This is a genomic window from Caballeronia grimmiae (assembly GCF_000698555.1).
GTDB classification, from domain to species: Bacteria; Pseudomonadota; Gammaproteobacteria; order Burkholderiales; family Burkholderiaceae; genus Caballeronia; species Caballeronia grimmiae.
The window spans coordinates 21,237-48,206 of the sequence record NZ_JFHE01000007.1 but is presented as its reverse complement, the minus strand read 5'-3'; the positions used below and the strand labels follow the sequence as shown (position 1 = coordinate 48,206).

Annotated in this window: 24 protein-coding genes and 2 pseudogenes; 16 read left to right on the top strand and 10 right to left on the bottom strand. The window is 63.0% G+C overall.

What is annotated here, in order from left to right:
* Positions 1 to 990: 990 nt before the first annotated feature.
* Positions 991 to 2,355 carry a replication initiation protein gene (locus BG57_RS10495; RefSeq protein WP_035962845.1) on the top strand — a complete coding sequence of 455 codons (1,365 nt, stop codon included), beginning with the start codon at positions 991 to 993 and terminating at the stop codon, positions 2,353 to 2,355.
* A gap of 26 nt (positions 2,356 to 2,381) precedes the next feature.
* Here the strand turns inward: BG57_RS10495 and BG57_RS10490 are convergent.
* The 3 genes and pseudogenes from BG57_RS10490 to parA all read right to left on the bottom strand — a co-directional run.
* Positions 2,382 to 3,263 (bottom strand): annotated as a pseudogene (locus tag BG57_RS10490) (ParB/RepB/Spo0J family partition protein); the annotation flags it as partial.
* 77 nt (positions 3,264 to 3,340) lie between these two features.
* Positions 3,341 to 3,446, bottom strand: a pseudogene (locus tag BG57_RS34290) (ParB/RepB/Spo0J family partition protein); the annotation flags it as partial.
* Positions 3,447 to 3,473: 27 nt separating this feature from the next.
* Positions 3,474 to 4,133: a ParA family partition ATPase gene (parA, locus tag BG57_RS10485; protein ID WP_035962842.1), complete on the bottom strand. Its 660-nt coding sequence runs from the start codon at positions 4,131 to 4,133 to the stop codon at positions 3,474 to 3,476.
* 246 nt (positions 4,134 to 4,379) lie between these two features.
* Here parA and BG57_RS10480 point away from each other — a divergent pair, with 246 nt between their 5' ends.
* A complete protein-coding gene (locus BG57_RS10480; protein WP_035963031.1) occupies positions 4,380 to 6,809 on the top strand; it encodes a bifunctional acetate--CoA ligase family protein/GNAT family N-acetyltransferase in 2,430 nt (809 codons plus the stop codon).
* On the opposite strand, the gene BG57_RS10475 is transcribed toward BG57_RS10480, so the two are convergent.
* Together BG57_RS10475 and BG57_RS10470 are read right to left on the bottom strand one after the other, a co-directional pair.
* Complete coding sequence (locus BG57_RS10475) at positions 6,806 to 7,351, bottom strand: hypothetical protein (RefSeq protein ID WP_035962841.1); 546 nt, start codon at positions 7,349 to 7,351, stop codon at positions 6,806 to 6,808. The two genes, BG57_RS10480 and BG57_RS10475, sit on opposite strands and share 4 nt — an antisense overlap.
* A gap of 101 nt (positions 7,352 to 7,452) precedes the next feature.
* Positions 7,453 to 8,253, bottom strand: coding sequence for an IclR family transcriptional regulator (locus BG57_RS10470; protein ID WP_174447208.1), 801 nt, complete (start codon positions 8,251 to 8,253; stop codon positions 7,453 to 7,455).
* A 213-nt stretch (positions 8,254 to 8,466) separates the two neighbouring features.
* On the opposite strand from BG57_RS10470, the gene BG57_RS10465 reads away from it, so the two are divergent.
* The 4 genes from BG57_RS10465 to BG57_RS10450 are packed head-to-tail and all read left to right on the top strand — an operon-like array spanning position 8,467 to position 12,061.
* A complete protein-coding gene (locus BG57_RS10465; RefSeq protein ID WP_035962839.1) occupies positions 8,467 to 9,516 on the top strand; it encodes an aldo/keto reductase in 1,050 nt (349 codons plus the stop codon).
* The gene (locus BG57_RS10460) at positions 9,513 to 10,361 is read left to right on the top strand and encodes an amidohydrolase family protein (RefSeq protein ID WP_035962837.1); all 849 of its coding nucleotides are present in this window, start codon (positions 9,513 to 9,515) and stop codon (positions 10,359 to 10,361) included. Before BG57_RS10465 ends, BG57_RS10460 begins: the two co-directional genes overlap by 4 nt.
* Positions 10,362 to 10,412: 51 nt before the next feature.
* Positions 10,413 to 11,156 (top strand): SDR family oxidoreductase, encoded by a 744-nt coding sequence (locus BG57_RS10455; protein ID WP_035962836.1) that lies wholly within the window; start codon positions 10,413 to 10,415, stop codon positions 11,154 to 11,156.
* Positions 11,157 to 11,212: 56 nt separating this feature from the next.
* Positions 11,213 to 12,061: an ureidoglycolate lyase gene (locus BG57_RS10450; protein ID WP_035962835.1), complete on the top strand. Its 849-nt coding sequence runs from the start codon at positions 11,213 to 11,215 to the stop codon at positions 12,059 to 12,061.
* 69 nt (positions 12,062 to 12,130) lie between these two features.
* Here BG57_RS10450 and BG57_RS10445 read toward each other — a convergent pair whose 3' ends face one another.
* Complete coding sequence (locus BG57_RS10445; RefSeq protein ID WP_035962834.1) at positions 12,131 to 12,568, bottom strand: PaaI family thioesterase; 438 nt, start codon at positions 12,566 to 12,568, stop codon at positions 12,131 to 12,133.
* Between the two features lie 227 nt (positions 12,569 to 12,795).
* On the opposite strand from BG57_RS10445, the gene BG57_RS10440 reads away from it, so the two are divergent.
* Entirely contained in the window at positions 12,796 to 14,337 is a 1,542-nt protein-coding gene (locus BG57_RS10440) for a methyl-accepting chemotaxis protein (protein WP_035963028.1), read from the top strand.
* Here the strand turns inward: BG57_RS10440 and BG57_RS10435 are convergent.
* Positions 14,325 to 15,446: an AGE family epimerase/isomerase gene (locus tag BG57_RS10435; RefSeq protein ID WP_035962833.1), complete on the bottom strand. Its 1,122-nt coding sequence runs from the start codon at positions 15,444 to 15,446 to the stop codon at positions 14,325 to 14,327. The genes BG57_RS10440 and BG57_RS10435 overlap by 13 nt on opposite strands.
* A gap of 103 nt (positions 15,447 to 15,549) precedes the next feature.
* Between BG57_RS10435 and BG57_RS10430 the strand changes: the two genes are divergently transcribed.
* The 7 genes from BG57_RS10430 (at position 15,550) to BG57_RS10405 (ending at position 21,563) form a co-directional block, all read left to right on the top strand.
* Positions 15,550 to 16,233 (top strand): MgtC/SapB family protein, encoded by a 684-nt coding sequence (locus tag BG57_RS10430; RefSeq protein ID WP_035962831.1) that lies wholly within the window; start codon positions 15,550 to 15,552, stop codon positions 16,231 to 16,233.
* A gap of 134 nt (positions 16,234 to 16,367) precedes the next feature.
* Entirely contained in the window at positions 16,368 to 17,063 is a 696-nt protein-coding gene (locus BG57_RS10425) for a hypothetical protein (RefSeq protein WP_052005710.1), read from the top strand.
* A 163-nt stretch (positions 17,064 to 17,226) separates the two neighbouring features.
* Positions 17,227 to 17,379, top strand: a complete 153-nt coding sequence (locus tag BG57_RS33335) for a hypothetical protein (protein ID WP_167569254.1) — start codon at positions 17,227 to 17,229, stop codon at positions 17,377 to 17,379.
* A 251-nt stretch (positions 17,380 to 17,630) separates the two neighbouring features.
* Complete coding sequence (locus BG57_RS10420; protein ID WP_035962829.1) at positions 17,631 to 18,248, top strand: flavin reductase family protein; 618 nt, start codon at positions 17,631 to 17,633, stop codon at positions 18,246 to 18,248.
* A gap of 241 nt (positions 18,249 to 18,489) precedes the next feature.
* The gene (locus BG57_RS10415; RefSeq protein ID WP_035962827.1) at positions 18,490 to 19,668 is read left to right on the top strand and encodes a quaternary amine ABC transporter ATP-binding protein; all 1,179 of its coding nucleotides are present in this window, start codon (positions 18,490 to 18,492) and stop codon (positions 19,666 to 19,668) included.
* A complete protein-coding gene (gene choW, locus BG57_RS10410; RefSeq protein WP_035962825.1) occupies positions 19,661 to 20,563 on the top strand; it encodes a choline ABC transporter permease subunit in 903 nt (300 codons plus the stop codon). The genes BG57_RS10415 and choW overlap by 8 nt, the downstream gene beginning before the upstream one ends.
* 7 nt (positions 20,564 to 20,570) lie before the next feature.
* Positions 20,571 to 21,563, top strand: coding sequence for a GlxA family transcriptional regulator (locus BG57_RS10405; protein WP_035962824.1), 993 nt, complete (start codon positions 20,571 to 20,573; stop codon positions 21,561 to 21,563).
* A gap of 13 nt (positions 21,564 to 21,576) precedes the next feature.
* Here the strand turns inward: BG57_RS10405 and BG57_RS10400 are convergent, their stop codons facing one another.
* From BG57_RS10400 to BG57_RS10390, 3 genes are all read right to left on the bottom strand, one after another.
* Positions 21,577 to 22,338, bottom strand: a complete 762-nt coding sequence (locus BG57_RS10400; RefSeq protein ID WP_035962822.1) for a class II aldolase/adducin family protein — start codon at positions 22,336 to 22,338, stop codon at positions 21,577 to 21,579.
* Between the two features lie 47 nt (positions 22,339 to 22,385).
* Positions 22,386 to 23,477: a GlxA family transcriptional regulator gene (locus BG57_RS10395; protein WP_035962821.1), complete on the bottom strand. Its 1,092-nt coding sequence runs from the start codon at positions 23,475 to 23,477 to the stop codon at positions 22,386 to 22,388.
* A 117-nt stretch (positions 23,478 to 23,594) separates the two neighbouring features.
* Positions 23,595 to 23,909 carry a hypothetical protein gene (locus BG57_RS10390; RefSeq protein ID WP_035962820.1) on the bottom strand — a complete coding sequence of 105 codons (315 nt, stop codon included), beginning with the start codon at positions 23,907 to 23,909 and terminating at the stop codon, positions 23,595 to 23,597.
* A gap of 385 nt (positions 23,910 to 24,294) precedes the next feature.
* On the opposite strand from BG57_RS10390, the gene BG57_RS10385 reads away from it, so the two are divergent.
* Positions 24,295 to 25,689 carry an L-serine ammonia-lyase gene (locus tag BG57_RS10385; RefSeq protein WP_035962818.1) on the top strand — a complete coding sequence of 465 codons (1,395 nt, stop codon included), beginning with the start codon at positions 24,295 to 24,297 and terminating at the stop codon, positions 25,687 to 25,689.
* 28 nt (positions 25,690 to 25,717) lie between these two features.
* Positions 25,718 to 26,962, top strand: coding sequence for a sarcosine oxidase subunit beta family protein (locus BG57_RS10380; RefSeq protein WP_035962815.1), 1,245 nt, complete (start codon positions 25,718 to 25,720; stop codon positions 26,960 to 26,962).
* The last annotated feature ends 8 nt before the right edge of the window (positions 26,963 to 26,970 follow it).

Here is a 26,970-nt window from a genome sequence, read left to right as displayed (position 1 = left end):
CTCGTGTGCTCGAGCCGCTAAAGGTGAGCGTTTGCGGGAGCACTGCCAGAACGTGCCGTGCGTTGAGGAATGGTCGATCTCATTGCAGCTTGTGTTGTGACTTCGAAAGCCCAAAAGGTGAGCCTTTGCAGGAGCCGATTCGGGAGGCAGTCGCCCGACAGGGCCGCTGCAAGCCCTTGGTGAGGTTTTTCGGGACCTCGCGTGCCAATAGATGAAGCCCGTTTTGGGACGACGGGCATTACGGTCAATCGCGCGAGAAACGCACCGCTGACGCAGGTTGGTCGCTTCATAGGTGAGCGAATTCGGGACCCCATCGACTCGGTAACCGTAGAGGTGAAGCTTTTCGGGAAGCTATCGGCCTAGGGCGATGACTAACGATGCGCCTAAGTGGCTGTAAATCATAGCTTTCTGTGGGCGCTTCACGAAAGGTGAGTCTTTTCAGGAGCATATAAGTGAGCTTGTACGGGAACCGCTGGCAGACCCGCTGGGGCGATAAGGTGAGCGTATGCGGGAGCCCACCGTCAGAGCTATTAAACGTTCAAAGGCCGCCAAGAGGTGACGCGGCTATGAACGATGCACGACAACGTGAGCCTTTGCAGGAGAAAGCACGACGGAGAAAGTCTGGTAGCTGTCGGAAGGGATCTCATAGCCATAAGTTCGTGTCTTGCAACTGGCGAAAAAGACAGGCTAAAGGCGGCGTCTTCGCTGCACAACACCTCGAGTTCAACCGAAAAAAATTTTCGGGTGAGCGTTTTCGGGAGCAAATCTCCGCTCCAGAATCAGGCGCGTTAACCATCCAAAACCGTTAACCCGCACGGCTTCTAGGTATATGAGACAGCCGGCTTCGGTGAGCGGTGAGGGTTTACAGGAGCGCACTGCAGTGAGTACAAGCTGTTCCACCACCGTCACCGTCCAATGGTGAACGCGGCCCCGTTTACTCGCTTCACCGCGCCCGGTATGCTCTCTCGCAATATCGTTCCTCTCAGACGCATGGCTACCAAGCGCGCCAAGAAAACCGACGTCGTTAGCCCTAGCTCGGCCGAATTGCGCAAAGCCGTCGAAGCCATTGCCATTCAGCCCAAGAGCGGGAAGATCACGCTGCTGACTCGCAAGCTTTTCAATGTGCTGCTTGCGGTCGCGCAGCAGGCAGATGAGTCGGGCGATACCTATCGCGCGCTACTGTCGGACATTGTCGCCAATTCGGCGTTCGACTCGAACGACACGGCCCTCGTAAAGGAGCACTTGCGCCGGATGGTGTCCGTGCAAGTCGAGTGGAGCACGGGCACGTCGAGCCAGAAGCCGGGGCGCAAGTGGGGCATTTCGACGCTGATCGCCGACGCCGAAATTCTCGAAGACCCGACGACGCGCCGCGTCTGGGTCGAATTCTCGTTCGCGCCGAAAATCAAGAAGAAGCTTCTCGACCCGGTGCAGTATGCGCGCCTTAGCCTTCAGTTCCAGAGTCAGTTGCGCAGCAGCGCGGGCCTCGCGTTGTACGAAATCTGCGTGCGTTATCTGACCAACCCAAGCCATCTGACGATGCGCGAAACGTGGGAGTGGTGGCGGCCGATTCTATCCGGGACGCCCGATACAGAAGCCGGCGACGAGGCCAAGCGCGAGTACAAGTATTTCAAGCGCGACTATCTGCGTCCCGCGATTGCCGAAGTCAACGCGGTGACAAACATCTTCGTGGAACTGGTGGAGCACCGTGAGGGACGTCGTGTTGCCGAAATCCAGTTCCGGGTGACGGAGCGCAAGCAGCCGATGCTCGCGCTCGACGAGCATCCGAACGTCTTCGATAGCACGCTGGTCGATCGCATGGTGAAAATCGGCATCCCGCTCAAGGAAGCGCAGACGCTGTACGCCGATAGCGAGGAAAACCGGATTCGTGCCGCGCTCCAGATGACCGAGCAACGTATGCGCAGCACGACGCTGCCGCCGGTGCGCTCTGCCGCCGCCCTCTTCAAGGACGCGCTCAAGAAGGGCTACGCGCCGCCGGTCGAGGCATTGCCGACTGCCGCAAACGGAGCGCCGGCGCGTGTTGGCGCAACGGGCGCGTCCGCGGCGGACGATCTGAAGGCTCGCTTGTTGAGTGAGTTCTCCGCCTATCGACGCAAGGAAGCGCGGGCGTTATACGACGAGCAGGGTGAGGAAGAGCGGGAAGTCGCACGGCAGACCTTCGAGGAAAGCGTCCTGCCGGAGTTGGGCTCGCACATGCGCGACGACTGGCGCAAGCGTGGTCTGGATTCGAAGTTGGCGGAGACGTCTTTCTTCGACTGGCTCGCCCGAAAAACGTGGGGCGAGCCTACCGATGGTGACTTGCTGGCTTTCACATTGAGTCAGTCGCGCGCCGCCTAGCGTTGGCAGTACGACCGGCAACGTGCTCAATCTTTAGCTTGCTCCGACTGAAGTATCGTCTCGATCTGATGCAGCAATTCGTCCCGTCGCTCCCGAGAGAGTCCGCGCAGACGCAGTTCGAGGCGGTCTTCGCCGTATGACTTCAAGTCGCCGACAGAGACGCCATCGAATTTGATTTCGAGGCGCTGCGCGTACCGCTGGCGACCAGCGGGCTTCGGCGTTTCCTGAGGGCTCGCACGTCCCTTGACGATATCCGCGACCTGACGCGTGCTGAGATCGTCGGAAGTGATCTTGTTGATGAGCCGCAGCGTCGCGTCACTCCCACGAGCCGTGTGATACCGCGAGATCTGATACGCCATATTCGAGCCGAATCGATCCGGTCGGGCGACCATCTCGTGCATCACATTTTCAGGCAGCTTGGCGATCGACAAAGCAACGGCGATCGTGGATTCGTCGAGACCGAGATGATCCGCTAATTCGCGTTGGCTCTGGAAATGCTGTTCGTCGAGGAAGCGCCGCCAGACGACAGCATTGTCGAACACGGTCTGCGAATCGCGTTGGACGTTCAGGTCGTAACCCAGCTTGTAGCTCTCGATGCCCACCGGCAGGTCGACCACCACAGCCTTGACGGTTTCCTTGTTCGCTTCTTTCAGCGCGCGCACGCGTCGGCCGCCATCGCTGACGAAGAAAGTGCCCGGGTTCTCGTAATCCGGAATCACGTGAATCGCCTGCTGCTGTCCTTGCTTTGCAAGATTGACGGCCAGCTCGGCAATCGACGCCTTCAGATAAAAATGGCGGGGATTGAACGGACTAGGTTTGATCGCCTTCAGGGGCAATTCGATGACCTGCCCTGCCGTATAACGATTCGCCCGACGCCAGGCGCGATACTCATCCGACTCCGGGCCAGCCATCGAGTCGACCGGGTCTTCTGCGACGAAAGCGCCGGATCGACCGTTCGCGGCGTTTTGGGAACCGTGCTGTATGTCGACGATACCGTCGATCGCGTTTAGCCGATCGAGCGCAGTCCGTTTTTCGCTGCTGGTCGTGTCCGGGCGAGCCTTGAAGCCCTTGGCAAATTGCGACGGTTTCATTCAGTGTCCTTTATGCGCATAAAGTCGTCAGAGCATGGCAAGGATTTCATCGGCGCAGCTGCGAATCTCTGCCGCAGCCAGCCGTGCTCCCCGATCGCTCATTTGCAAGACGGTCTGGCCGAGAGCCATCGCCTGCTTGTAGCACTCGCGTGTCGGAATCTGCGTCTTGAGCAACGGGAAACCCAGCTCTTCGAGCGCAACTTTGAGCTCGCGCGTCAGCATGCGCTTCTCTTCGGTCTTGTTCAGCAGGAACACAGCACGCAAGTCCTCATTCATGACCTGCGCCTGCTGCACGAGCTTCACCAGTCCAACACTCGACCAATAATCGGCAGGCGATGACGAAGTCGGAATGACCGCGACACTCGCGGCCAACAGCACGACGCCCGACACCTTCTCTGTAATCGACGGCGGACAATCGACCACGATGATGTCGTAATCGTTGACGAACTTCTTGATCTCGCGGTGTATTTGCCCGCCCGCCTCAGAGAGATTGACGACAGGAAACGGGATGCCGCTGTTGTCATCGGATGCAGCGCTCGACCAATGGATAAGCGTATTTTGGCCGTCTGCGTCGACCACGAGCACGCGCTTCTTCTTTTCGTGAAAGGCAGCGCCAAGGTGCATCGCGATGGTGCTTTTGCCCACTCCGCCTTTCTGCTGCGTGATCGCTATGATTTCCGCCGCCACAGTTAGCTCCGAAATTGATTGCGTTTCGAATTCTACATTGCGCGTGATTATTTTCCAGTTGTATTAGTCAAATGTTGCGTACGCTAGCCATTCGGACGAGGCTTTATGCGCATATAGTGGCTGGCTTCCTTGGCGGGATCGCGTCGGACTTTATGCGCATAAAGCGCTGTTGCGACGCCACGACGACCGACCGATGCCCACACATCGCCTATGCTTATCGGTGACCTGCAACGTCAAGAGTCGCCCATGACTGTTCGCAACCTCGACATTCTGTTTTCCCCCAAGTCAATCGCTGTAATCGGTGCGTCGCCGCGCGCCGGGAGCATCGGCGCAATGGTCTGGGAGCGTGCACGATGTGCCGGCTACAAGGGCCCCGTCTGGCCGGTAAATCCTCGGCATGAGTCGCTGAACGGCGCGCGGGTGTACAAGGATGTCGACGACTTGCCGGACGCGCCGTCTGTCGCCGTTATCTGCACGCGCCCCCAGACGTGGCCGTCACTCGTCGAACAGTTGGGGCGCCGAGGAACGAAGGCCGTCGTCATTGTTGGCGAGGCGCGGCCGCGCAGGGGCAGCGAGCATCGCGAAGAGCCTCCCACTTCTGATGCCGCGGCTGATTGGACCGCTCGGACGCTGGCCGCCGCGCGGCCGTTCTTGATTCGCATCGTCGGACCCGCAAGTCTCGGCGTGGTGACGCCATCGATTGGCGCATGTCTCGGTGCTCCCGCGTGCACCGTCGAGCCCGGCGGCGTTGCCTGGGTGTCCGGCTCCAACGCACTGACGAACGGCGTGCTTGGCTGGGCACTCGCGCGGGGCCTTGGCTTTTCGCGAATCGTCGCGCTCGGCGATGAAGCCGACGTCGACTCCGGCGACATGCTCGACTTCCTGGCGAGCGACGCATCGACGCGAGCGATCCTGCTTGCAATCGAACACGTCAGTTCAGCGCGCAAGTTCATGTCCGCTGCTCGCGCCGCCGCTCGGAACAAGCCCGTCCTGGTGTTGCGCACGGGTCGCGACGATCCGTTCGATCGGCTCTACGCCGCCGCTTTCCGCCGCGCCGGATTGGTCCGCGTCGATTCGCTCGACGACCTTCTCGATGAGATAGAAACGCTCGGGATCGGCCGGGTCGCAACGAGCGATGCGGCCACCGTGGTCACGAGCGACCGCGGCGTCGCCGCCTTGGCGATGGACGCGTTCGCCGCCGCCGGCGATGGTCTTGCACCGTGGCCCGTCGCTGCACGCGACGCCGTCGCCGCCGCGTTGCCTCGCGCCCAATCAGGAAATCCGCTGCTGCTTGGCGACGACGCGTCTCCTTCCGACTTCGGCGTCGCGCTCCAGGCGCTCGCGCCGCATCGCGAAACCGGGACAGTGTTCGTCGTGCATGCGCCGACGCACAGTGCGCCGGTCGCCGACGTCGCGCGCGTGTTGATCGCCGAGCGACGACACGCTTATCGTGGTCTGCTTGCGTGCTTCTTCGGTTGTGCGGATGCGGCGACTCGCGACGAACTGCACGCCAACGGCATTCCCGTGCACACGACGCCGCATCGCCTTGCGCGCGGCTTCGCGCGTCTGGTCGATTTCCGGCAAGGACGCGAGTTACTCATGCAGACTCCGGACGGTCTTCCCGCCGATGTCCCCAAAGACATCGACGACGCGCAGCGCGAAATTCGCACCGCGTTGGACCGTGGCATCACGGAGCTGGATGGCGAGCGAGCCGCTCGGATATGCGCTCGCTTCGGCCTTGTGGTGAAGCCCGGCGCGCCGGACCCGACTTCGGGCGATGCCATCGATATCGACACCCGGCTGATCAATCACCGCGTCTTCGGCCCGGCATTCGAATTCAGGGCTGCGGGCGCGCTCGGGCTTGCTGATTCGCTTCACGAATTTGCGCTGCCGCCGCTCAATCCGGTGCTCGCCCGCGACCTCATCGCGACATCGCCGCGCGCGCGCGAATTACCCGCCGAGCTTCTGCTCAACGCACTGACCGCGTTATCGCAACTGGTTTGTTACATCGAGGAAATCGTCGCGTTGAAGCTGACGTTCCGCGTGACGCGCGATTCTGTCGTCGTCTACGAACCGAAACTCACACTCGGCGCGCATCGCAAGCCGCTCGCGATCGTGCCGTATCCGCGTGCGATGGAGGAGACGCTCGACTGGCGTGGCATGCGCATCACGGTGCGGCCGATTCGTCCGGAAGACGAAGACGCGCACCGCGCCTTCGTCGCCGCAAACACCCCCGAAGATTTGCGCTTGCGATTCTTCGGCGCCGTGCGCAGCTTCGACCATTCGCAACTCGCGCGGATGACACACATCGATTACGACCGTGAGATGGCGCTCGTCATCACGCGTGCAAAAGAGGATGGCACGTACGAGACGCTGGGCGTGGCGCGCGCAATCGCCGATCCGGACAACGAGACCGCCGAATTCGCGCTGGCCGCGCGTTCGGACATGAAAGGGCAGGGTTTGGGCTGGCTGCTGCTCTCGCGAATCATCGATTACGAGCGAAAGCGCGGCACCCGATGGATGATCGGCGAAGCGCTGCGGGAGAACACAGGCATGATCGCGCTCGCGCGAAAGGCCGGATTCGAGTTGATCAAAACGGAGGATCCCGGCGTCGTCGGTTTCAGGATGCGCCTCTCCGATGCGCCGGCACCTTCATCGCAAGCCTCGCGGGACTAAGCCGCGAGTTTGGCGAGCGCGTCGTCGACTTGCGCACGCGAGAGCGATAATTCACTCAGCATTGCTTCGGCATACGAACTTCCCGTTTCGCGTTCCAGCCGGGCGATGGTAAGCGCGCAGCGCGCGGCGTCTTTCGGCGTCGCGATGAACGTCTTCACGGACTGCCCCGACGTGAATGCTTCGAAAAGCGGCTCGCGGATCTCATCGGGCAGCGCGCGCGACGTCCACTGATACGGCTTGCCGTTGTACGTCAGTTGCGGCGGAAGGGTGCGCTCCTTCTTCGCAGCGGGAATCAGCCCGTACGTGCGCGCCGCTTCGCCGATCTGCTCGGGCGAGAAAAGCTCGTCCGGGCTGATGTCGAATTGGGCGATATGCGCTTCGATGGCTTGCATCGCTGCGGCGCGGTCATCGCGCTTCTTCTGTGCGCGCGCGACGATATCGCGGAGTTCGTCCGCTTCATCGGCCGAGATTGTGAAGCTTGCCTGCTTTTGCTGAAGTTCGGAAAAACGCTGGAATTCGGAATCGGAAAGAAGTTTCGCCATGAGTGATGCGTAGTAATGCGTCAGATGAGGTCGGCGGCTCACTAATACGATGGCCGTCTTTTTGAGAGGGCCGCTATTCTAACGCGCGATGCTTTCGCCGCTCAGTCGCGCGTCATCGAAAGCGAAGCGGCGGCGTCCTTCAGCAGCGCAGTGACATCGTCGACGGACGGCGCCACGTACTCGTCGATGCGCCGCATATAAGGACAGGTCAGCGCGGCGATGGCCTGCCCCGACGGCCCGAGCAGCGGAAACGCCACGTCGATGACGCCGAAGGTCTGCTGACTGTCCTTCTTCCAGTAACCAAGATCGCGGATGCGTCGATGCTCCGCATCCAGCACCGCATCATCGACTGCAAGTTCGCCCTTCACTTTGGTGTGCTCAGCCAGCATGTGCACGCGCTGTTCGTCCGTCTGGAACGCGAGCATTACGCGGCCCGATCCCGTGTCGATCAGGCCGACGCGAGATCCGAGGCGCACCGAAATGCCCCACGTGCCGGGGCCGTCTACTTGCGCGATGACGAGCAGATTGCCCCGATCGTAGACGGCGAGATGAACGGACTGCTCGGCGGCATCGGCGAAACGCTGCATCACCGGCAACGCCTCCGCGATCAGCCGGTGCGTCGGCGGATGCCGGTGCGCGAGCGCATATAACTTCAGCCCGAGCGAATAGCGGTCGCCCTCGGGGGAGCGCACGACATACTGCCGCGCGACGAGCCGCTCCAGCATGCGATACATCTCGCTCGCATTGCGCCCGAGCATCTTCGTGATTTCAGCGCGCGTGAGTCCTGACTTCTGCTCGGACAGCAATTCGAGAATGTCGAGCCCCTTGTCGAGCGCGGGCGCGCGATAACGGTCGGCGTCGTTCTCTGCGGATTCCAGCGAAATTGGCGTGCGTCGATTCATAAAAAAGGGATGCGCTAGGGGAAATCACCGACAAAGCCGCCCGTCGCGTACCTTGACTTAGCTTTGTGCGAATATGAATAATACGTTCATTGATGAACCGTCACATAGAGGGTTTTCCACCTCGGTAACGTCGAATCAGCCCGCCAGAATCACTCGCCAGCCGCAGAAAGCGGCTCCGCCGCAGCCACCGTATCCTTTGATCGAGGTTTGCAGATGAGCGCAGCAATGCAGGATGTCGTCCTACGCCGACGCACGATCGGGCGCACGCCACTCGAAGTCACGGCGCTATCGCTCGGCACCGCGCCGCTCGGCGGTCTCTACCATGAGTTGACGGAAGAAGAAGCGCGCGCCACCGTCGACGCCGCGTGGCAGGCAGGCATCCGCTTCTTCGACACCGCGCCGCACTATGGGCATACGAAGGCGGAGCATCGTCTGGGCGATGCGTTGCGGCGGTATCCGCGAAGCGATTTCGTGTTGTCGACGAAAGTGGGCCGGCGCTTCGTCCCGCGCACGACGCCGGACGACGGCAGCGAAGGTTGGGCGAATCCGCTGCCTTTTCAGGCGATCTACGATTACACCTACGACGGCATCCTGCGCTCCTTCGAAGACAGCCAGCAGCGCCTCGGCATGATCGACGTCGATATCGTGTTGATCCACGATATCGGCCGATACACGCACGGCGAAAAGAACGCGCATTACTGGCGGCAACTGACGGACGAAGGCGGCTTTCGCGCACTCGATGAGCTGAAGCAATCGCGCGGCGTAAAAGCGGTCGGGCTCGGCGTCAACGAAAGCGCGGCAGTCATGGAAGCGATGGCCGAATACGACATCGACTGTGCGCTGCTTGCCGGTCGCTACACGCTGCTCGAACAGAATCCGCTCGACGACCTGTTGCCTGAATGCGAGAAGCGCGGCGTGAGCATTCTGCTGGGCGGCGCATTCAACTCGGGCATTCTCGCGCGTGGTCTGGACAGCCACGCGCATGGTGATCTCAAGTTCAACTATGGCGACGCGCCGAAGGAAGTCATCGAGCGTGTCGGCAAACTTGAACGTGTGTGTCGGGAACACGGCGTCGCGCTTTCGAGCGCCGCGCTCCAGTTTCCTTATGCGCATAAAGTCGTGGCTACCGTGCTGATGGGCGCGCGCAATGCGGGTGAGGTGCAACAGAACGCTGCATCGTTCGGGACGCCGATTCCGTCTGCGCTCTGGCAGGCGTTGCGCTCGGAGGGCCTGCTTCACGAAAACGCGCCGGTGCCGCAATGAACGTGGACGAAAGAATCGACGCGCATCAGCACTACTGGGACCCGGCGCGCGGCGATTACGGCTGGCTCTCACCCGATCTCGAGCCTCTTTACCGCGTGTTCGGCCCGAATGATCTTGCCCCGTTGCGTCACGGGACGGGCATCGCGCGCACCGTCGTCGTTCAGGCTGCGCCGACCGTCGACGAAACGCGCTATCTGCTGAAGCTCGCGCAAGACGACGATTCCATCGCGGGCGTCGTCGGCTGGGTTCCGCTCGATTCCGTCGACGCCGTTGACCTCATCGAAGAGTTTTCGCGCGACTCGAAATTCAAAGGCGTGCGCCCGATGTTGCAGGACTTGCCCGACGACACCTGGATCGCTCACGTCCCGCGCCCCGAGGCAATCGAGCGTCTGATCGAACACGATCTGGCCTTCGATGCACTGATCTTCGCGCGGCATGTCCCGTCGCTGATCGAGTTCGCGCGTCGTTATCCGACGCTGCGAATCGTCATCGATCACGGCGCGAAGCCGCCTATCCGCGATGGCGTCGATGCAGCGTGGCAACCGTGGGCCGACGGCATCGCGCAGCTCGCCGCGCTGCCGCAGAAACCCTTGTGCAAGCTCTCGGGCCTCGCCACCGAAGCAGCGAAAGGCTGGACCGACGCGACGCTTCAACCGTATGCCGCGCATCTCATCGCGCATTTCGGCCCTGAACGGCTGATGTGGGGCAGCGATTGGCCGGTACTGAATCTCAACGGCGGCTACACTGACTGGCACGCCACCGCGACGCGTCTCACCGCGCATCTCGATAAAGCCGGACAGCAGGCGATCTTCGGCGCGAACGCCCGTGCGTTCTACCGCCTTTGACGTCCTCCTATACCGGGCATGTCTCAAAAACAACTTCGACTGGAGCAGTGGATGGTACAAAGACTGGCAGGCAAGACCGCGCTGATCACGGCGGCGGGGCAGGGCATCGGCCTTGCGACGGCGGAGATGTTCGCGGCGCAAGGCGCGCGCGTGATCGCGACGGACATCCGCGTCGAAGCGCTCGACGGCAAGCCGTTCGAAGTGCGCAAACTGGATGTGCGCGATGCCCAGGCCATCGACGCTCTCGCGAAGGAACTCGGCCCGGTCGACGTGCTGTTCAACTGCGCGGGCTACGTCCACGCCGGCTCGATTCTCGAAGCGAGCGAAGCGGACTGGGACTTCGCCTTCGACATCAACGCGAAGGCGATGTACCGGACGATCCGCGCGTTCCTGCCGGCGATGCTGGAGAAGGGTGGCGGCTCGATCATCAACATGTCGTCGGCGGCGTCGAGCGTGAAGGGCGTGGCGAACCGCTTCGTATATGGTGCGTCGAAGGCGGCGGTGATCGGACTCACGAAGTCGGTCGCGGCGGATTTCGTCACGCGCGGTATCCGCTGCAATGCGATCTGTCCGGGCACGGTCGAATCGCCGTCGCTGAAAGAGCGCATTGCGGAGCAGGCGCAAGCGCAGGGCGCGAGCGTCGATCAGGTGCAGGCCGCGTTCGTCGCGCGTCAGCCGATGGGGCGCGTCGGCCGCGCCGAGGAAATCGCGGCGCTCGCGCTGTATCTCGGCTCCGATGAGTCGTCGTTTACGACGGGTCAGATTCACATCATCGATGGCGGCTGGTCAAATTAACGGACTTGCCGCGCATCGCTTTTCAACTTGCTGCAGAAATACGAGGATCAAACCAGATGAAGCTGCTTCGTTACGGCCCGAAGGGTCAGGAAAAGCCGGGTCTTCTCGACGCGGATGGGCAAATTCGTGACCTGTCGGCAGTCGTGGACGATATCGCCGGCGCGACGCTGACCGAAGCAGGCCTCGCGAAAGTGCGCGCCGCCGATCCGGCATCGCTGCCGGTGGTCGAGGGCAATCCGCGCATCGGGCCGTGCGTCGGCCGCGTGGGCAAGTTCGTGTGCATCGGCCTGAACTATGCGGATCACGCCGCGGAGTCGAATTTGCCGGTGCCGACCGAGCCGGTCATCTTCGGCAAGTGGACGAGCGCGATTTGCGGCCCGAACGACGACGTCGAGATTCCGCGCAATTCAAAGAAAACCGACTGGGAAGTCGAACTGGGCGTGGTGATCGGCCGGGAAGCGAAGTACGTCGATGAAGCCAACGCGCTCGATTACGTCGCGGGCTACTGCGTCATCAACGATGTCTCCGAGCGCGAGTGGCAGCTCGAGCACGGCACGCAGTGGGACAAGGGCAAGGGCTTCGACACCTTCGGACCGATCGGTCCGTGGCTCGTCACGAAGGACGAAATCGCCGATCCGCAGAAGCTCGATTTGTGGCTCGAAGTGGACGGCCATCGCTACCAGAACGGCAACACAAAGACCATGGTCTTCACCGTCGCGCAACTGGTTGCTTACCTGTCCAAAGTGATGAGCCTGCAGCCGGGCGACATCATCTCGACCGGCACGCCGCCGGGCGTCGGCATGGGCGTGAAGCCGAACGCGGTCTATTTGAACGCGGGCCAGACGATGCGCCTCGGCATTCAGGGCCTGGGCGAGCAGCAGCAGAAGACCGTCGCCGCGCAATAAGCGCAGACGAACGAAAAGCCTCGCCGCAGCGGCGAGGCTTTCTCATGGGCGATACAGCCGCGAAATGAATCAGGCGTGATAGAACGCCTCGATCGCGCTATCGCCGATGCGCGCAACGGTTCCCTGCGCGACCGCGACCAGCCGCTCCGTATTGCCATCGGTGACGAAGACATCGCACTGACACGTCGCCTGCGTCATCCCCGCATGAACGACGCGCGCCCGCGCCATCAGCGTGCCTGTCACCGCGGGACGCAGGTGATTGATCTTGTATTCCCCCGTGACCACCTTCGGGCCGAGCCGCAGCGCGCCCGCGAAGGTCAGCGCATTGTCGACCAGATAACTCACCACGCCGCCGTGTACGAAGCCGTGCTGCTGCCTCAGCTCGTCGCGGATCGGCAGACACAGCGTGAGACTCGCTGAATCGACCTGCATCAGCTTGGTGCCGAGCAAGGCGCTGAACGGTTGCGCATTCAGCGCACCGCGTGCGATATCGACGATTTCGGCCATTCAGACACTCCTTCGGTGGGTTCGGCGCAGTCCTGCAAAGACAATAGGTAGCGAATGCGCGGTGCGCAAGCACGTTCGGCGGAATTCGTGCAATGGTGCATTTCGGTGCAGCGAAGCGCCATAGACAGACTTTCCGCCAAACCATTCAAGCTCCCGGTTGCCGCTGCCGTAAACCCGCACTATCGCCGCGAGTTAAAGCGGCTCAATTAGTCAGTCGGGTGAAAGTGATGTTGCGAAAGATCAAGGTTTCATCGGGTTTGCTCGCTGTATTGGTGGTGTTCTGTGTGTTCCAGCTCGTGACCGAAGGGCTCGGCTTCTGGTCGCTCTCGCGCACGCACGACGATGTCGGCAACCTGTCCAACATCGCGCTGAAGCAGGTCAACGCGGTCAACAAGACCACGCAGCACTTGATGGACGCGCGCATCAACCTGTCGCGCGCAGGAACGCGCATGGTGCGCGGCGGCGCCGAGCCGGTCGAGATCGTGCAGCATGCGCGTGAAGAGATCGCACTCGCCGACAAGTCGTTCTCCGCGTTCCTCGATGCGCCGAAGACCGGCAACGAGAACGTCGAGCGCACGGCCGCGCTGAAGGCAAAGTACGCCGAATACGCGAAGGCGCTGTCGGAACTCGTGCAGTACCTCGATTCCAATAACCTCCAGGCGTTTCTGGACCAGCCGACGCAAGGCTTCCAGGACCGCTATCTGGCCGAGCAGCAGAAGTTCGTCGATTTCGGCAATGCGTCGAGCAATGCCTATCTCGAATCGATCGATACGCGCTACGGATTGTTCCGCGCAGTGGGTTTCGCAATCGCCCTGGCGCTCATCGCGGGCGTCGCGCTGGTGCACGTCGCGCTGCGCCGTGGCGTGATCGCGCCGCTCGAGGAAGCGGGCCGTCACTTCGAACGCATCGCGCAGGGACGTCTGGACGAGCGCATCGCGGATCGCGGAACGAACGAAATCGGCCGTCTGTTCGCGGGCTTTGCGGCAATGCAGGCGAGCGTCGCGAGCACCGTGAAGACCGTGCGCGAAACGTCGGAGTCGATCAACTTCGGCGCGGATGAAATCGCAAGCGGCAACGCCGATTTGTCCGCGCGCACCGAGAATCAGGCTGCATCGCTGGAAGAAACCGCATCGAGCATGGACGAGCTGACGGCGACGGTGCGACAGAATGCCGATCACGCCCGCGAAGCCAACACGCTCGCCGGCGATGCGCTCGAAGCCACGTCGCGCGGCTCCAGCGTCGTCGATGACGTGGTCGAGAAGATGCGCGGGATCGCGCAAAGCTCGGACAAGATCGCCGAAATCATTTCGGTGATCGACGGCATCGCGTTCCAGACCAACATTCTCGCGCTGAACGCGGCCGTCGAAGCGGCGCGGGCGGGCGAACAGGGGCGCGGCTTTGCCGTGGTCGCGGGCGAAGTGCGCGGGCTTGCGCAACGCTCGGCGCAATCGGCGAAGGAAATCAAGGAACTGATCGGGGAATCGGTCGCGCAGGTCAGCGACGGCTCGGTGCTCGTCGAGCGGGCCGGCGCAGCCATGCGCGATGTGTCGTCGTCGATTTCGCGCGTGACGCAGATGATGGCGGAGATCAGCGCGTCGTCGCTCGAGCAGAGCGTCGGCATCGAACAGGTGAATCAGGCCGTCACGCAGATGGACGAGATGACGCAGCAGAACGCGGCGCTCGTCGAGCAGGCCGCGGCTGCCGCGTCGTCATTGCACGAGCAGACGCGGCAACTGAAGGCGGCGGTGTCCGTGTTTCAGATCGCCTGAAGTGGCAGGGAGGCGTACGCCGTGACGAGATGATACGGCGTCGTGGAAGGCATGTCCGCGCGGCTGATTTCACCGTCGGCCGAGCGGCACTCGACCCAGCCCCGCTCGTTAAGGAACCGCGCGCGGAAGCGCGCGATTTGCTCGCCGGGCGCATCGCCGCGCGTCGCCAGCGCGCGCAGATATTCGGTCTGCGCCCAAATGCGCTCCGTGCCGTCGATCACGGCGCCGCTTTCGTCCAGCGCGGCGCACACACCGCCCGTCTTCTCGTCGATGCCGTGCTTCTGCGCGAACACGAACGCGCGCTCGAGCCGTTCGTTCAGCCCCGCCGATGCGAACGCCGCGTGCCCGCTGCCGATCGCCAAAAAGTACCATTCGAACTGATGCCCCGGCTCCAGCCGGTTGTCGGCCGCGCCGATCGGCAATTCGGCGATGCAGCCGGTCGGCTCGTGCACGAATGTGCGGGCCACCGATTCGGCGAGCGTCGCGAGCCGTGCGTCGTAGGCGGCGTCGCCGGTGGCTTCGCGCGCCGCGAGCCATGCTTCGGCAAGGTGCATCAGCGGATTCTGCAGCGGTCCTTCGAGCGTCGTCGCGAAGTCCTCGGATAACGCGGCGTTCAGGATCGTGCCGCCCATTGCGAAGCGCGTTTCGACCAGCTTCGACGTTTCTTCCAGCGAGGCCAGCGCATCCGCCGAACCGCTTGTCCGCGCGTAATGCGCGCACGCGAAGATCACGAACGCGTGCGTGTACAAGTCCTTGTGGCGCTCGAGCGGCGCGCCGTTTGCATCGACGCTATAGAACCAACCGCCGTTGTGCGTGTCCCGAAAGTAGTGCCGCAACGATTCGAACAGCGTCTTCGCGTGGTCGAGTTCGCCCGCATCGGCGAAAACGAAAAGCTGACGCGCGCACGCCATCGCGCGATAACGCTTCGGCGGCAACGGCGCATGGCCGGCGGGCGCGACGGCTTCGAAGGGCAGGCGCAGGGCCGTGTTGAAGCCGGGGCCGCGCCATATCGGCAGGACGACGTCCGCGAAATGCGCGCGCAACGCGGCGCCGGAAACCGGATTCGTCGATGGCGTCGCCGGTGCGCCATGCGGGGGTCGATCTTGCATACGACTACTCTGTGAAAATGTTCTGGAAAGCTACCAGTAGCCGCTGAAGCATAGCAAACCCCGCCCCGCGCACCAGGGACTCGCAACGACAGGAGGGAAGAAGATGTTAAGCAACGTCGAACTCGTTTCGCGGCTCATCATGGCCGCGGCGTTGGGCAGCGTGATCGGCTTCGAGCGCGAGCGCCTTTCATGGGCGGCGGGCCTGCGCACGCACATGCTCGTGTGCGTCGGATCGGCGCTGATCATGATGGTGTCGGCGTTCGGTTTCGCGGACGCGCTGAAAGGCGATCACGTCGTGCTCGATCCGTCGCGGGTGGCGGCGCAGGTCGTGTCGGGCATCGGCTTTCTGGGCGCGGGATCGATCCTGATGCGCGGCGAAATCGTCCGGGGACTGACGACGGCCGCGAGCCTGTGGTCCGTCGCGGCGATCGGGCTGGCGGTCGGCGGCGGGCTGTACACGGCGTCGATTGCTGCGACGGCGATCATCCTCGTCATTCTCGCGGGCCTCAAGCCGCTGGAACGACGCTTCATCACCGTGAGACAGCGCCGCCAACTGACGATGCTCGTCGATCGCGGCTCGCTCTCCTTTCACGGCCTGCACGAGGCGCTCGGGCCGGGCAGCGTGCGCGTGAAGCAGTTCGTCGTGCAGCAAAGCGAGGACACGCCCGAACTCGATGAAGTGCAAGTCGAGCTTTCGCGCGTGTCGTCGCAGGAATACCGGGCGATCTGCGAACGTCTGCGGCAACTGCCGGTCGTGCGGGAGTTTCGCGAGGAGGACGCCAATTGAGCGGCGGCACGCGGATTCCTTGCAAATGCCCGCTGGATAAGGCGCGCAGCCGTGCGACAATGCGACCTCTCGAAAATTATCGCCAGACCGCATGACTGCTGCGCGCCGGCCGTCTCGCCGCAGCCTTTCGACCTATGCCAGATCCCGCTGTACCCCGAAATCCGGATGCCGACGCGTCGTCGGCGAAGTCCAGGCAACGCGCCGAGGCCGACGCCGACGCGCAGAAGAAGCTCGCGCGCGCCGCGCGGCCGGCGCAACGCGCAGCGGAACCGGGCGATGGCCCGCGCTACGGCGAGACGCTCGATCTCTTCGCCGAGGACGCCGAACGCGCCACGCTTCAGGCGCTGAACACGGATATCCGTCAGGGCACGTTCGAGGGTTTCGAGTTGCCGGAAGTGTTTCTGGCTGCGGTGGAGTCGTCGGCTAGGCGGCGCGCGGCGCGAACCGAAGCGGCCCCGCGCGAGCCCGCGGACGCGCCGGAGCAGGGCGATCTGATCGCGGATGCGCTCACGATTCCGTCGTCGACGTCGAGCAAAGCCGCGATCGCGCAACAGGCGAGCGTGGCCTGGATCGCCCCGCCCGGTTTGCGCATCAACGGCGAGGTCGATTCCGCGAACGCGCTGGCCCATACCGTCCGCGCGGCGATCGACGAACAAAGCGCGACAGCCGCGGCCCATGCCCGCCGCACCCGGTCGATGCTGACCGTCACGCTCTGCACGATGCTCACGACGCTGGCGGCTGGAATCGCGCAGACGGTCGCGTTGCTGCACGCCGGCCACCAGGCGGCGCTCGCCTTCCAGTCCGACACCGACCCTACCTCGACGCACTGAGCGATTGCCCCGCCGTTGCTGGCGGGCAGGTCATTTCGACCGGTAATGTAGAAAAACTACAACATTTTTGGCCGAGAAATGTTGCATTGCACTAGAAATCCGGGTGGGGTATCCCTATAATGATTGCTAAGGGAAAACCCTCAATCACTAACCGGAGTCAGACATGAGCTACCTCTTCGCCCTGCTGCAAAAATTTGCTTCGATCTTCGAATCGCCGCACCTGCCGATGGACTCGGATTACTCGTATCAAGCGCGTTTCCGCGAAGCAGAGCGCCAACGCAAGGCACGCAGCACCGCATTCGGCATCCGTCTGTAATGCGTCGCTGAGGGCGGCGCGGGTCATACCAAGTCGGCAATATCCGACGGCAAGACGTCGATTACCCCGCCCGCCAGCTTCCACCGTTTCTGTAGTTTTTCTAGCAGTTCTCCTTCGTCGTTGTACGACGAATCCCGCTCCACGCCTCGCAGCGTGCGACGCATCCATTCCTCGCCTGTTCACCGTCCGTTGCCCGATCGGCCGACGCGGTATTCTTTCGTCTCTCCCACTCTGACGCATCGAGCGCCCCTATGACCGGCGACGTCCATTTCTACGACCCCAGCGAAGGCCACGGCCTGCCCCATGACCCGTTCAAGGCGATCGTCGCGCCGCGCGTCATCGGCTGGATATCGAGCCGCGACGCGGACGGCAGCGTGAATCTCGCGCCGTACAGCTTTTTCGGCGCGTTCGCGACTTTCCCTTACGTGATCGGCTTTTCCAGCGAAGGCCGCAAAGACAGCATCAGCAACATCGAGGCAACGGGCGAATTCGTCTGGAACATGTCGACGCGTCCGCTCGCCGAGCGCATGAACCGGACGTCGGCGCCGGTGGCGCGTGGCATCGACGAATTCGAGCTTGCGGGCCTGACCAAAGCGCCGGGGCGCAATGTCGGCGTGCCGCACGTGGCCGAATCCCCTGCGGCGCTCGAATGCCGGCTGCTGCAAGTCGTCCGCCTGCACGACCTGGACGGCCAGCCGATGGACAACTGGCTCGCGCTCGGGCAGGTCGTCGGCGTGCATATCCGCAGCGAGTATCTGAAAGACGGTCTCTTCGATACCGCCGCCGCCCGCCCGATCATGCGCGCGGGCTATCGCGCCGACTATGCCGAAATCGGCGAAATGTTCCAGATGCTGCGCCCGAGCGCCTGAGCATCGAAAAACGCGCCGGGACTTGTTCCGACGCGACACGCCGCAGACTGCCCGCTTTTCGCTTCGCCTTCGCGCAAACCCTTGTCGCACAAGGGTTGCGCCGTCACGCCGGCCGATCCGCCTTTTACCCTTGTCGTATTTCTTCATGTAGCTGTCGCAAATAGTCGGCTCAGAGCACTTTTTTCTGGCAACTATGTATGCACAGCGCGGACGGCGTCCGCCACGCATCATGGAGAACTCAATGAATTCCCCCAAGGTGGTAGTCGAAGGGCTGTGCAAGGTGTTCGGCAATAGCCCCAAACAGGCGATCGACATGCTGGCCGGCGGCGCGACGAAGGAAGAAGTTTTCGCGCGCACCGGGCAGATCGTCGGTGTTCATAACGTCTCTTTCGATGTGCAGGAAGGCGAGATCTTCGTGCTGATGGGGCTGTCCGGCTCGGGCAAGTCGACACTGATCCGGCTCATCAACCGGCTCGTCGATCCGACCGCCGGCAAGGTGCTGATCGACGGACGCGATGTCGCCGCCGTGCCGCGCTCGGAACTGACCGCGCTGCGCCGCAAGGACATGAGCATGGTGTTCCAGTCGTTCGCGCTGATGCCGCAACGCACCGTGCTGTCCAACGCGGCGTTCGGGCTCGAAGTGGCGGGCGTCGGGCGCAAGGAACGCGAAAAGCGCGCGATGACCGTGCTCGAGCAGGTGGGCCTCGCGCCCTTCGCGCAGAAGCTGCCGGCGCAACTCTCGGGCGGCATGCAGCAGCGCGTCGGGCTGGCGCGGGCGCTTGCGGTCAATCCGTCGCTGATGATCATGGACGAAGCGTTCTCCGCGCTCGATCCGCTCAAGCGCAAGGAAATGCAGAACGTCCTGCTCGACCTGCAACGCGAGCAGCGCCGCACGATTCTTTTCGTGTCGCACGATCTGGAAGAAGCGATGCGCATCGGCACGCGCATCGCGATCATGGAAGGCGGCCGGGTGGTGCAGATCGGCACGCCGCAGGAGATCATCACGAATCCCGCCGACGACTACGTGCAGGCGTTCTTCGACGGCATCGACACGAGCCGCTATCTGACGGCCGGCGATCTGATGCAGACCGACGCCGTCCCGCTGATGAAGCACTCGCCGCAAATCGACGCATCGAGCGTCGCCGCGACGCTCAACGGCAGCGCCGACTATGCGTTCGTGCTCGACGCGCAGCGCCGCATTCGCGGCTTCGTCGGCCGCGACGCAAGCGGCAACGCCGTGCCCCAGATTAATCACATCGAATGCATCGAGCGCAGCATGACGCTCGACGACGTCGTGAACCGTGTTGTCGCGAGCCGGGCGCCGCTGCCCGTCGTCGATGCGGACGGTTCATATTGCGGTTCGGTCAACAAGACGAACGTGCTGCAGGTTCTAACGCGCCATCGAGGTTCCCATGTCTGAAATTATTCCGCTCGGTAGCTGGGTCGATCAGGGCGTCCACTATCTGCTCGACCACGACGCGAAAACCTTCGATGCCATCGGCAAGGTCATCGAGAGTTTTGCTGCGGTCATCGAACATGGCTTGCAGGCCATTCCGATGTGGGCGCTCATGGCGCTGTTCGTCGGCATCGGCTTGTGGCGCGTCGGCTGGCGCTTCGCGGCGTTCACGCTGCTGTCGCTTCTGCTGATCTACGCGACCGGCTTCTACGACCAGATGGTCATCACGCTGGGTCTTACGTTATCCTCAACGTTAATCAGCCTGCTGATGGGCATCCCGCTCGGCATCTGGACCGCGAAGAGCAAGTACGTCGAGATGGCCGTGCGTCCCGTGCTCGACCTGATGCAGACGATGCCCGCCTTCGTCTACCTCATCCCCGCCGCGATGCTCTTCGGTCTTGGCCGCGTGCCCGGCATTCTTTCGACCGTCATCTTCGCGATGCCGCCCGCGGTGCGCCTCACGTCGCTCGGCATCAAGCACGTGAATCGCGAGATCGTGGAAGCGGGCCAGGCGTTCGGCTGCACGTCGTGGCAGCTGCTCTACAAGGTGCAGATTCCGAACGCGCTGCCGTCGATCATGACCGGCGTGAACCAGACGATCATGATGGCGCTGTCGATGGTCATCATCGCGTCGATGGTCGGTGCGGGCGGTCTCGGCAACGATGTGCTCGCAAGCATTCAGCGGCTCGATATCGGCCTCGGCTTCGAAAGCGGCTTGTCGGTGGTGCTGCTCGCGATCATCCTCGATCGCATCACGGAGAGCTTCGGCCGTTCGCCGGGCATGGCGCGCGCTCCGCTGTTCTCGGGTCTGCGCAACGTGATGCGCGTGCGCCGCGCGCCGGCTGCGCAACAGGGTTGATGCGCCCATGAAGCGTGATGCGATCGTCCCGGCGGCAGCGGAATCGCCTCTTGCGAATCTCGCGCACTTCGGCTTCCTGACGCTGCCGAACTTCTCGATGATCGCATTCACGAGCGCGGTCGAAGTGCTGCGCATGGCTAACTACGTGGGCCGCGCGCAGCACTACACGTGGTCGGTGATCACGCCGGACGGCGAGCCGGCGCGAGCGAGCAACGGCATCACCGTGAAGCCGACGACGACGCTCGACGAGGCCGGCATGCCCGATGTGCTGATCGTCTGCGCGGGATGGCACGTCGCCGATTATGTCGACGACACCGTCATCGCCCTGTTGCAGCGTGCGCACGACGCGGGCATTCCGCTCGGCGGCATCTGCACCGGTCCTTATGCGCTGCTCGCGGCCAAGCTGCTCGATGGCTATCGCTGCACGGTGCATTGGGAAGACATGTCGCCGTTGAACAAGCGCTTTCCGCATGTGCGTTTCGCCGACGAACTCTTCGTGATCGACCGCGATCGCGTGACGTGCACGGGCGGCACAGCACCGCTCGATCTGATGCTTAACCTCGTCGGCCTGAGACTCGGTCAACCGGTAGCTGCTCAGGTGTCCGAACAATTCATCGTCGAGCGCATACGCGGTTCGAGCGACTATCAGCACATACCTGTCGATGCGCGCGTCGGCTTCTCGCGTGCGGAGCTGGTTGAAGTCGTCCGGCTGATGGAGGCCAACATCGAAGAACCGCTATCGCTCGATGAGCTTGCGCGGCTCGTGCATCTGTCGCAACGTCACTTGCAGCGCATGTTCAAGATGTTCCTCAACGTGTCGCCGACGCATTACTACCTGACGCTGCGCCTGCGACGCGCCCGCGATCTGTTGCGCAACACCGATGCATCGATTGCGCGCGTGACGAGCATCTGCGGATTCCATTCGCCTTGCCATTTCAGCAAGGCGTATCGCGCGCAATACGGTCATGCGCCGAGCATGGAGCGACGTCTTTCCGCGTGACGCCCGTCGAACGCTAGGTTCGATAGTCCGTCTTGCCACCCTCGATCATCCGCAATGCGGCCTGCCATTGCAGCGCGGTCACGCCTTCGATTTCGTCGCTGCGATACTGCGCGGCGGTGATTTCGCACACTCTGGCAGACGGGATATTCAGTTCCACGCCGCCCGCGAGCGCCCGCAACTGGATCTCGCATGCGCGCTCCAGAAAGTACATCTCCTGAAACGCAGTCGGAATCGATTTGCCGCACGCGAGCAGGCCGTGGTTGCGCAGGATCATCGCGTTGTGCGGGCCGAGATCGTTGACCAGACGGTCGCGTTCGGCGAGATCGAGCGCGATGCCCTCGTAGTCGTGATACGCGAGATGCCCGTAGTACTTCAGCGCGTGCTGGCTGATCGGCAGGAGGCCCTGCTTCTGCGCCGATACCGCGGCGCCGGCGGGCGTATGCGTGTGCACGACGCACACCACATCGGGCCGCGCCATGTGAATCGCGGAGTGAATCGTGAAGCCCGCCGGATTGACGAGATACCGCTCGGGATGCGCGGCATCGGCATTCACGGGGCGGCCTTCGCTGTCGATACGCACGAGGTCCGACGCGCGCATTTCATCGAACAGCACGCCGTATCGGTTGATGAGGAAGTGATGCTCCGGTCCCGGCACGCGCGCGCTGATGTGCGTGAAGATCATGTCGGTCCAGCGGAAATGCGCGATCACGCGATACAGCGCCGCCAGATCGCAACGCAATGCCCATTCTTCCTGCGAATAACCTTGAGTCTCCATGCCGCTTCTCCTATAGGTGAGGCCGCGGGCAACGTGGGACAGGTGCGCTAGATCGCTTGCGCGCGGCCGGGGAAAGTCTCGTCGTAGTCCATTGTGTGATGCGCTGTCTCCTCGGCGTCCTGTGCGCCGCGCTGCTCACGATACATCATCGGCGGAAGGCCGAATTGCTTGCGGAACTCGCGGCCAAGATGCGATGCATCCGAGAAGCCGCAACTCGATGCGATATCGGCCACGGTTTTATCCGAGCTCGTCAGCAGCCACGCGGCCGTGCGCAGACGCACCTGCTTCGCGTACGCCTGCGGCGCCTTGCCCGTCTCGGCCTTGAAGAGGCGTTCGAGCTGACGTGTGGACATGTCGAGCTTGTGCGCGAGTTCGTCGAGCGTCAGCGTGCGGCCAACGTGCTGTTCCATCAGCAGAATTGCGCGCTTGACCTTCGGATGCGTAGCCGGCGCGAGACCCGGCGGATGCGGCTGCGGCGCGTTGCCCTTCTGCATGTCGTCGACGAGCAGGATGCGCAGCGCCTTCTGCACCGTCGCGGTCTCGAAGTGACGCAGCAGAATGGCGGCGGCCACGTCGATGGACGCGCGCCCGCCCGAACACGTGATGCGCCTTCTGTCGATGACGAAGAGCCGGTCCGCGACGAGCATCTGTTCGTCCGCGTGCGGGAAGCGCTCTACGAAGTCCCAGTAGTGGAACCAGCTCACGCACACGCGATGGCCGTCGAGCACGCCCGCGCGCATCAGCGTGAACACGCCCGTGCACATGCCGACGATCGTCGCGTTCGCTGCGGCGGCGCGGCGGATGAACTGCAGCGTGACTTCACTCGCGGACGGTCCCGAGTGCAGCAAGCCGCCGACGACGACCACGTAATCGTACGGTTCCGCCTTCTCGAAAGTTTCCCACGGCGTGATCTGAATGCCGCAGCTCGCGCGCACGGGCGCAAGCGTTTCGCCTATCACGCTCCATGAGCAGCGTACCGGACGGCTGAAATCGCCTTCGTCGGCGGACAGACGCAGCAGATCGACGAAACCCGAAAACGCGGTCAGCGTGAAGTTCGGCAACAGCACGATGCCGAAGCGAATACGTGATTTCGACTGGCCGTCGATAGAGAGCGGCGGAAGGGAATCGGCGGGGTTCATGCGTGTGACGTGCGGCGGCTGGACGTTATGCAGCGAGCATAACACCGGGCGCGCGCCAGGCACGCATGATCAGAAATGGGAGAGCGCCACGCTGCGTGGCGTGGCGTAGAGGAAGATTCAGCCGCCGAGAACGGCGAAGGCCCAGGCGAACACGCCGCCGAGAAGCGCGCCCGTCGAACGGCCGAGCAGACTGGCGATGGTGTAATCGCCCCAGCGCTGCTCGATTTCGGCCTTCAATACGCCGAAGTAGCGCAGGGCGGGATCGACGGAGCACGCGACGACCAGCGCGCCCCAGAGCGGGGCGTATCGCGTGAGGATGTGATCCGGGGAGAGCAGGCCGACCGCCTGAAGCGCGCCGACGACACTCGCGCCGATCACGAACGCGAGAACCCAGGACTTGAAGAACTGATCGGGAAGAGCGTGACTATCCATTGCTGTGAACCGGTGAGCTGGGAAGATCAAGAAAGAGAGGCCTGCGGGTCTTGGCTCGGCGGCCTCTCGCGGACCTAGGGAATATACCGAGACGCGCCTTTTCAGCCTCTCGGACCAGTCTCAAAAACATCCGGTTTTGCAACGAAACGGCGCAGGAACGCGCCGCGTTCGAATCGCTCTGTTACGCGCCGACCTTCGATGACGCGTCGGGAATCGTCGGAAATCCGTCACGCGCAGCGCTTCCAGAAATCGGCTGACGCCGCCATCCCATTTCGATGCCGTTTTTGTTCTATCAGCCGGAATTGCGGTTTGGTGCAATGTGCCCATGGCGTGATCGGGTCTTCGCCCGGTCACGCAACCGAACCGCCAACCCTGAGGGCACGCCATGAATGTCAGCGTTTTCGATCTGTTCAAGATCGGCATCGGTCCTTCCAGCTCGCACACGGTCGGCCCGATGATCGCGGCATGCCGCTTTGCATCGCATATCGAAGACGCGAATCTGCTGGGTTTCGTCACGCGCGTGCGGGCGGAACTGTTCGGCTCGCTCGGTGCGACCGGCAAGGGCCACGGCACGGACAAGGCCGTGCTGCTCGGCCTCGAAGGAAATCTGCCCGATCTGATCGATCCCGACATGATCGCGCCGCGTCTCAAGGAGATCCGCGAAACGCGGCGCCTGATGCTGCTCGGCAAGCACGCCGTTGCATTCGAGGAGCGCGAGCACATCGGCTTCTATCGGAAGCTGATGCCGGGTGCGGCGGGATCGAGCATCGTGCATCCGAATGGCATGCGCTTTCAGGCTTTCGACGAACACGGCCAGTTGCTCGTGGAGAAGGAGTATTACTCGATCGGCGGCGGCTTCGTGGTGAATCGCGAAGGCGATCGCGTGAACGGCGTGCGCGCCGGCGGCAACGTGCCGTATCCGTTTCGCACCGGCGACGACCTGATGCGCGTCTGCCGGGAGACAGGTTTGTCTATCGCCGATATCGCGATGCAGAACGAATGCGCGAATCGCAGCGAAACCGAGGTGCGCGAAGGCATGCTTGCCGTGTGGCGCGTGATGGCCGCGTGCGTCGAGCGCGGCTGCAAGGAACGCGGCGAATTGCCCGGCCCGATGCACGTGAAGCGCCGTGCGGCCGATCTGAGCGCGCAATTGCGTTCGCGCTCCGAGGAATCGCTGCGCGATCCGCTTTCGATGCTCGACTGGGTCAATCTCTATGCGATGGCCGTCAACGAAGAGAACGCATCGGGCGGGCGTGTCGTGACCGCGCCGACCAATGGCGCGGCTGGCGTGATTCCCGCCGTGCTGCACTACTACGTCAAGTTCATGCACGGCTCGAACGACGAAGGCATCGTGCGCTTCCTTCTCACGGCGGCGGCGATCGGCATCATCTACAAGGAGACGGCGTCCATCTCCGGCGCGGAAGTGGGCTGCCAGGGCGAAGTGGGCGTCGCGTGCTCGATGGCCGCCGCCGCGCTCGCAGCCGTGATGGGCGGCACGCCCGCGCAAGTCGAGAACGCCGCTGAAATCGGCATGGAGCACAACCTCGGCATGACCTGCGATCCGGTCGGCGGCCTCGTGCAGATTCCATGCATCGAGCGTAACGCGATGGGCGCGATCAAGGCGCTCAACGCCGCGCGCATGGCGATGAAGGGCGACGGCACGCATTACGTGTCGCTCGATTCGGTCATCAAGACGATGCGCGAAACCGGCGCCGACATGAAGACGAAATACAAGGAGACGTCGCGCGGCGGGCTGGCCGTGAACGTCATCGAGTGCTGAAACACCGCTACGAAACAAGGGAAACACCATGAGCCGCTATTCGATATTCAGCCTGCTGCGCAACGGCATGTCGTATCACGAGAACTGGGAGCGTCAGTGGCGCAGTCCCGAGCCGAAGCGCGAATACGACGTGGTGATCGTCGGTGGCGGCGGGCACGGCCTCGCGACTGCTTACTACCTCGCGAAGGAGCACGGCATCACCAATGTGGCGATCCTCGAGAAGGGGTGGATCGGCGGCGGCAATACGGCGCGCAATACGACCATCGTGCGTTCGAACTATCTGTGGGACGAGTCCGCTGCGCTGTACGAGAAGGCGATGAAGTTGTGGGAAGGGCTGTCGCAAGACCTCAACTACAACGTGATGTTCAGCCAGCGCGGCGTGATGAATCTCGCGCACACGCTGCAGGACGTGCGCGATACCGAGCGCCGCGTGAACGCGAACCGTCTCAATGGCGTCGATGCCGAATTTCTCACGCCGGCGCAGATCAAGGAGATCGAGCCGACGATCAACCTCAATAGCCGTTATCCGGTGCTGGGTGCGTCGATTCAGCGTCGCGGCGGCGTCGCGCGTCACGATGCGGTCGCGTGGGGCTATGCGCGCGGCGCGGACCAGGCGGGCGTCGACATCATTCAGAACTGCCAGGTCGTGGGCATCCGGCGCGAAGGCAATCGCGTGACCGGCGTCGATACGACCAAAGGCCATATCAAGGCGAAGAAGGTCGCGGTCGTCGCTGCGGGCAACACGACGACGATCGCCGACATGGCGGGCGTGCGTCTGCCGATCGAAAGCCATCCGTTGCAGGCGCTGGTATCGGAGCCGATCAAGCCCGTGGTCAACACTGTCGTGATGTCGAATGCGGTGCACGCGTACATCAGCCAGTCCGACAAGGGCGATCTCGTGATCGGCGCGGGCGTCGATCAATACACGGGCTTCGGGCAGCGCGGCAGTTTCCACATCATCGAAGGCACGCTGGAAGCCATCGTCGAGATGTTCCCCGTGTTCTCGCGCGTGCGGATGAACCGGCAGTGGGGCGGCATCGTCGATGTGTCGCCGGATGCATGCCCGATCATCAGCAAGACCGACGTCAAGGGCCTGTACTTCAATTGCGGCTGGGGCACGGGCGGCTTCAAGGCGACGCCCGGTTCGGGCTGGGCGTACGCGCACACCATCGCGAAGGACGAGCCGCATGCGCTCAACGCGCCGTTCTCGCTGGATCGTTTCTATACGGGTCACCTGATCGACGAACACGGCGCTGCCGCCGTCGCGCACTAAAGGGAGTT